This is a genomic window from Mesobacillus sp., from assembly GCF_049588175.1.
Classification (GTDB): domain Bacteria; phylum Bacillota; class Bacilli; order Bacillales; family Cytobacillaceae; genus Mesobacillus.
In genome coordinates this window covers 1-4777 of record NZ_JBAVFI010000115.1, presented here as the reverse complement: position 1 = coordinate 4777, position 4777 = coordinate 1, and the positions used below count along the sequence as shown (strand labels likewise).

Here is a 4777-nt window from a genome sequence, read left to right as displayed (position 1 = left end):
GTGCTCGTGTATGACCATCAAATATTTTTACGGTCTTGCTCTCGGCATGGTACACCATGAAAAAGCCGCTGCCTCCAATGCCAGTCATCATCGGTTCCCCGACATTCAAGCCAAATTGGATGGCGATCGCGGCATCAATTGCGTTGCCGCCATCCTTAAGAATTTTTACTCCTGCATCGGTAGCGACCGGATGTGCCGAGGCGGCCATCGATATTTTTCCTGTTGCTGTTTCTCTATCATATAGACTCCTGTTAGAGCGAGTTTTAAAATCTTTCCCCATAATATTAATCCTCCCATAGAATCTGTTCTAACGTATGTATGAGTAAATTACCCGTTCCTCACTCTTAAGAAACAAGCAAAATAATGGGATTGCGGGTTTGTCGAACGATTTACTCTTGCAAAAACATATAAAAAACCAGCCCTTAAATCAGGGCTGGCATGGTGTAGTAAGATTAGCGATTGTTGTCGTTGTTCTGTTTTTCAGGGGAAACCGCAAATGTGTTGGAAGTATTGCCTAATCCTGGTGTGTCAGCAGGCTGGCTGTCCATTCCTGTAGCATATGCACCGGCAGCATTAGTAGAGCTTACTGTTGAAGAGCTGCTGGATGAAGTTGATCCAGCTGCAGAGTTCACCACCGGGTTATCCATTGCTGTTGTGCCTGCTTCCTTTACTTTCGAACCAATATCCTTTAATCCCTCAGTAGCCTTTGAAGCTGTGTTCAATGCTTCATTGGATAATGATTTTACATCACCCATCTTGCTGAACACATCTTCATTCAAGCGCTGGTAAAGGTTTTGAGCATCGCTGATCGCTTCCTTCAAGATGCTTGAAGCTTCTTTGAAGCTGCTCATCATAGATTCTTTTACATCAGTAGGATTATTTTTCACCTCGCTGATGACATTCATTGACGTATCTTTTACATTGACTGCTGTATCCTTCACTTTAGAACGTGTGTTGGAATCGAGCATAGCCAATACGCCGCCGATTGTGGCGCCAATCAGAACGCCCTTCATTAGCTTGCTGTTCGAGCTAGTTGAGTATGAGCTATCACTTGCGAAGCTGCTAGAGTAACCCGAGTTGTTGGCGTATGAGTCATTGTTCGTAGTGCTCGCGTAAGTTGTAGTGCCTGTAGTCGTATCGTAATAAGCATTTTCCGTTGAAGAAGTGAAGTTAGAATTGTTATCGTCCATTGAATTCTGGTTATTTGAAAGGATATTCTGTGACATAATGTATTTCCTCCTTAGAAAATATAATTGTTTTTTTGTTATGCCTATCTATTTCCCGGATAGGACAATGGTTAAACAGAATATATCCACCTTTTGTCAAGAGGAAAAAATTACCGATAATATAGAAGTGTTTATTATACATATAAATTAAAGAATTTGCTTTATGTAAAAAGCCTGACCCCTTTTTGCAAAGGATCAGGCTTTAAATAAATGCCCACTATGTGGGCAATCGTTCTTATCTTGGTCTCTCGCTTGATACAAAACCGAAGCTTACGTGGTCCTGGACTGGTATCCAAGCGCCAATTCCTTGAGTAACAACATTTTTTACAACAATGAATTTCTTATTGCCTTTTAGCATCAGGTAGACCTCGCCATATGTGACCTTGCCTTTTTCATTGATGGCAGGCGCGTAGGCGTACAGGTAGCCAAGTCTCTTAGGCTGGATGTTGTAGATATGGTCTTTCTTCGTTCCTCCACCTACAATTGTTTCGAACGCGAGCGGTAGTCCGCTTTTCTGGGCTGCTTTTAACAGCATCATCTTCTGGACATCCTCTGCATTCTTAATTTTCGCTGTCAATCCGCCCTTAACAACCTTTTGCTGCTCCTGTACATAATGAATTTGATAAATTGCATTGCCGCCACGATTGTCAAAATAATTCGTATTGATTTTCTGGAATTCCCAGTTTGGCGATGTTTCAGTTGACTCATACGTCAAAGGCCATTCGCCAAGGTAAACAATCGCCCGGTAGCCAATGGCGAACGGTGTGCTATTGATTGTCGTTTCATTAAGCATCCGGATTAAGTCAGGGTTTTCGATTTTCACCTTTGAAGTTTTAATCAAGGTCTTCGTCAGATCACTTGGCTGAAGAAACGGCAAATCCTCTGTCGGATTAGGATAGGTGTTATCCTTTGTGATGTTCATAACAGAGTTAGGTATCGTATACTTCGCTTTTTCCACCTGTTTTGGCTGAGGAGCCTTACCTTCCTTAGCAAATCCAGGGGTTAAAATGGACATCATGAAAACCATCGTTAAAACAAGGATAGCTGCTGTTTTTTTCATGGTGCTTAACTCCTTTCACTACAAGAAACTTATACGTTTGTTCATAGTGTTTTCGGAGTCGCTGCACTTTATCCAAGGTTTAAAAATTTATCTATCTGACAAGACGAGCTTGTTTAACAATTTTTCGAAGAACGGGAAGAAAAATTGAATGAGCGGACCGATCGCAAATGTAACCACCAGCGTACCGATCCCAATCGGACCATTAAAAATGAATGCCGCTGACAGGGCAATTACTTCACCCAGCGTTTTGGCTACCATTAAGTTGAGGCCAAACCTTTCCCTTAACGCCATCATAAAGTTATCAATGGGAATCAGCGGAAATTTCGCCTGCAGGTAAATGGCCAGGCCAAGACTAAGGGTTACCATCCCAAGCAAAAATACTGCAAATTGCTTTGCATAACCTGTCACGATTAATTCGTCAAACACTCGCAAAATCCAAAAATCGATTAACACTCCGGTGATGAGCAGCGTAATGACGGCTGCAACATCCGGTCTTCTTTTTACTAAAGCCGCATTAACAAAGATTAAAATGATTCCAACGATAACGACCCAGCTACCTGGTGTAAGTCCGACTGTTTCCGAAAGCCCAACGTTCAAGGCATCCCAGGCACCTGTCCCCAATCCAGCCTTAATGGTCATTGATATTCCAAAAGAAAGAACAATTAACCCCATGATAAAAAAGAAAGTCCGATAAAAAAAAGCCATTATTATATCTCCTTCTAAAGAAACTATTCATGAATTCTGGATAAAAAAGCGAAAAAAGAACCCTGTCCTCTCAGAACAGAGTTCATTATTTCTATTATATTAAAGCAGGTAAAATCCAATTCCCATTATAACATATGCGCCTAGAAGTGTAAGTCCCTCAAACCAGTTTGTTTCTCCATCATTCGCAATACTGATCATCAACAGAACTGATACCGCCATGGAGATCATCTCAGGCATTGAGAAAACAAGCGGCATTTTCGTTTCAAATAACAAAGAAACCAGTACGAGCAGCGGAGCCACGAACATGGCTACTTGCAATGTAGAACCAACGGCGATTTCAACTGCGACATCCATTTTATTTTTATAGGCCATGATAATCGCTGAAGCGTGCTCTGCAGCGTTACCAACAATGGCAACGATAATAACCCCGATGAACAATTCCGACCAGCCGAAGGACTCACCGACCGCTTCAAAAGTGTGGACAAGATTTTCAGCTACATAGGCGACAGCAACTGTTGCTGCTAATAGAATCATGATTGCCTTGCCTTTGCCCCATTCTGGTTCTTCATCATGGTGCGAAGCCCCGTCCTCAGTATTATGCTGATATACCCCGCGGTGGGTAACAAGCTTGAAGAAAAGAGCCGCCAAATAAAGAGCAATCAATATAATCGATACACCTACACTCAGGTTCAGCGTTTCGGTTTCATCCATTTGCATTGAAAAAACTTCTGGAACGACGAATGCAACGATTACCGCAAACATCAGAAGTGCTGAGTTGTGTCTTGCATCATACACATTGAAATGCTGGCGTTTGTACTTTAATCCTCCAACAAAGAAGGAAAGTCCGGCTACCAGCAGCAGGTTGCCCAGTACAGAACCTGCAAGAGAAGCCAGCACCACACCTACAAGACCTGCTTTTAAGGCGAAAATAGAAATGATCAGTTCTACCGCATTTCCGAAAGTCGCGTTCAGCAAACCGCCGATACGCGGGCCAGTTACGATTGCCAAACTTTCTGTTGCTCTTCCCATGAAGCTCGCCAAAGCGATAATGGTCAAGCAGTATACAATAAATAACATGATACTTGGCCAATGCATCAATGTCCCGATGACAGACAACGGGAAACCGATAAATGCTAAAATCATAAAAATCTTATTTGCCATTATTCAATCCTCACTATTCATTTTTAAATTTCTTGTACTCGCGAAGTACTCTCACGCTAATGAATCATAAAGCGCATAAAACAATTACCCGCGAACGATTTCAAACGTTTCTTCCACTTCAATGCTGCCAATCACGGATTGAACCATGGAACAGTTTTTCCTTGTCAGCACCATTGCTTTTTCAATTTTCTTTTCATCAAGATTATTTCCTTCAATGCGGAAATGCACCTTGATTTTACTAACCCTGTCAGCTTCCTCTTTAACTCGTTCTGCCTCGGCTGTAATATGTATATCTTTTATTTCCATTCGCATTTTTTCCAAAACCTTGCGCAGAACGCCGCCGCTGCATACCGCAACCGAAGAGACAAGCAGCTGGTATGGTCTGAATCCATACTCGTCATCACCTGCAACATCCAGCCTTCCAAAGCCAACTTCCGTGTAAAAGCCAACATCTGGTTTCATTTTAAATTCCATCTCGCCATCACCCTTTATATGTATTCGTAGCGGAAATACTTAAATTAGAAAAATTTACCGCAATTGCTCATAAAGAGATTACACTATTTTTTCCCTTAATTAAACTAAAAAAACATTGCCTTTGAAATTTTATAGCTATAACATCTAAAGA

At 41.7% G+C, this 4777-nt stretch carries 6 protein-coding genes; all 6 read right to left on the bottom strand.

The annotated features are described in order from the left end of the window. On the bottom strand, positions 1 to 280 hold a 280-nt coding region (locus WB217_RS02790; protein ID WP_423990442.1), incomplete at its 3' end, for a gamma-glutamyltransferase. A gap of 172 nt (positions 281 to 452) precedes the next feature. Continuing rightward, complete coding sequence (locus tag WB217_RS02785; protein ID WP_423990440.1) at positions 453 to 1226, bottom strand: YtxH domain-containing protein; 774 nt, start codon at positions 1224 to 1226, stop codon at positions 453 to 455. A 235-nt stretch (positions 1227 to 1461) separates the two neighbouring features. Beyond that, positions 1462 to 2286 (bottom strand): YfkD family protein, encoded by an 825-nt coding sequence (locus tag WB217_RS02780; protein WP_423990438.1) that lies wholly within the window; start codon positions 2284 to 2286, stop codon positions 1462 to 1464. Positions 2287 to 2373: 87 nt separating this feature from the next. After that, complete coding sequence (locus WB217_RS02775; RefSeq protein ID WP_423990436.1) at positions 2374 to 2991, bottom strand: YczE/YyaS/YitT family protein; 618 nt, start codon at positions 2989 to 2991, stop codon at positions 2374 to 2376. Positions 2992 to 3090: 99 nt separating this feature from the next. Next, positions 3091 to 4152: a calcium/proton exchanger gene (cax, locus tag WB217_RS02770; RefSeq protein ID WP_423990434.1), complete on the bottom strand. Its 1062-nt coding sequence runs from the start codon at positions 4150 to 4152 to the stop codon at positions 3091 to 3093. Positions 4153 to 4236: 84 nt separating this feature from the next. Beyond that, positions 4237 to 4626, bottom strand: a complete 390-nt coding sequence (locus tag WB217_RS02765) for an OsmC family protein (protein WP_423990432.1) — start codon at positions 4624 to 4626, stop codon at positions 4237 to 4239. Positions 4627 to 4777 lie beyond the last annotated feature (151 nt).

Coding starts and splice junctions, on each gene's coding strand:
- WB217_RS02785 (WP_423990440.1), bottom strand. CDS start 1,226: ATGTCACAGAATATCCTTTCAAATAACCAGAATTCAATGGACGATAAC.
- WB217_RS02780 (WP_423990438.1), bottom strand. CDS start 2,286: ATGAAAAAAACAGCAGCTATCCTTGTTTTAACGATGGTTTTCATGATG.
- WB217_RS02775 (WP_423990436.1), bottom strand. CDS start 2,991: ATGGCTTTTTTTTATCGGACTTTCTTTTTTATCATGGGGTTAATTGTT.
- cax (WP_423990434.1), bottom strand. CDS start 4,152: ATGGCAAATAAGATTTTTATGATTTTAGCATTTATCGGTTTCCCGTTG.
- WB217_RS02765 (WP_423990432.1), bottom strand. CDS start 4,626: ATGGAATTTAAAATGAAACCAGATGTTGGCTTTTACACGGAAGTTGGC.